Annotated in this window: 1 protein-coding gene; it reads left to right on the top strand. The window is 51.1% G+C overall.

Translation table 11 applies throughout. The features are described from left to right. Positions 1 to 1,413: IS3 family transposase (locus HMPREF2920_RS00005; RefSeq protein ID WP_241482431.1), on the top strand; the 1,413-nt coding region annotated here is incomplete at its 5' end. Positions 1,414 to 1,447 lie beyond the last annotated feature (34 nt).

Genomic DNA, 1,447 nt, shown 5'->3' with positions numbered 1-1,447 from the left:
GGGGATGCGGACGGAATCTTGGAGGATTCCATCATGAACCGCTCATACACCAAGGAGCAGCGACGCAGAGCTCTGCAGGTTTACAAGCGTACTCAATCGGTGACCAAGACCGTCCGTGAACTTGGTTATCCAGGGCGATGGACGCTGTACAAATGGTTGCGTGAACCCGCCAAACCTGGTCGACCCCGCAAACAGTCAAAAACATTGACCCGCTACCCGTTTGAGGTCAAGCTTCGTGCTGTTGAGCTCTTCAACGCTGGTTGGAGGCCAGCTGACACCGCTGTGGAATGCGAGCTGCGCTCAAAGATGAGTGTCTATTCTTGGGCACAACGCCACCGTGAAGAGGGAAAATGGGGTTTGATGTCGAAAAGAGAACGCAAAGAGCACACTCGCATGCCCACCCGAGCAGCATTCGAGAAATCATTAGCCGATGATCCTGCAGAACTGAAAAAGCAAATGGCTCAACTGCTCGTTGACAAGGCTGTTTTGGAAAAGGAGCTGGAACTTGTAAAAAAAGACGTCAGCGTCATCCCGGGGCAGCTCAGCAATAAGCACAAGGCTGAAGTGGTTGACGCGTTACGCGGCGAGTTTCCGTTATCTATGCTGCTTGCTGCTATTGATCTTGCGGCATCAAGCTTCTACTACCAACTCCAACAGCGATTTGCTCCGGATAAGCACGCGCATATCCGCGAATTGCTTCATGAGATTAGTTCTGAGTCGAATAACACCTACGGCTATCGCCGACTTTGGTGGGAACTGCGCCATCGCGGGATCGTTATCAGTGAGAAGGTCGTCCGCCGTCTCATGCACGAAGAGGGAATTCGTCCCTGGTTCCCGAAACGAAAGTGGCGTTACTCCAGCTATCAAGGGGAAATTTCTCCCGCACCACCTAACCTGGTGAACCGTAATTTTCATGCTGAGCATCCAAATCGGTTGTGGCTGACTGACATCAGTGTTTTCGCTACTAACCAAGGTCGCGTGTACCTGTCTGCCATCATTGACTGTTTTGACGGGAAGGTCGTGGCAGCAAAAACAAGTGTTCATCCCACCATGGAGTTAGCAGAAGAAACTTTGTACGCAGCAATCGCAACCGAAAAGCCGGCAATGGATGGCTCCTTGGTGATTCACTCAGACCGCGGAGCACATTATCGAGGCAGCAGCTGGCGAAGTATGACCGAGAAGTTCGGAATACTTCGCTCGATGTCGAAGAAAGGTTGTAGCCCCGACAATGCAGCATGCGAGGGGTTCTTCGGCCGAATGAAAAACGAAATGTACTACGGCAGAACCTGGCAGAACCCTCAAGAGCTCAAAGAAGCAATCGCGACATACATTGAGTTCTACAACAATCACCGAATCAAGATCAGCCTCGATGGTTTGAGCATTGCCGAATACCGAAAAGTCAATGTAGCGTGAGATTGAAACTGTCCAAAAAAACGTCCGCATCCCC

The organism is Corynebacterium sp. HMSC075F02 (assembly GCF_001838335.1).
GTDB lineage: Bacteria > Actinomycetota > Actinomycetes > Mycobacteriales > Mycobacteriaceae > Corynebacterium > Corynebacterium jeikeium_D.
Note: the sequence above shows the minus strand (reverse complement) of the source record. Positions and strands in the feature narration are given on the sequence as shown.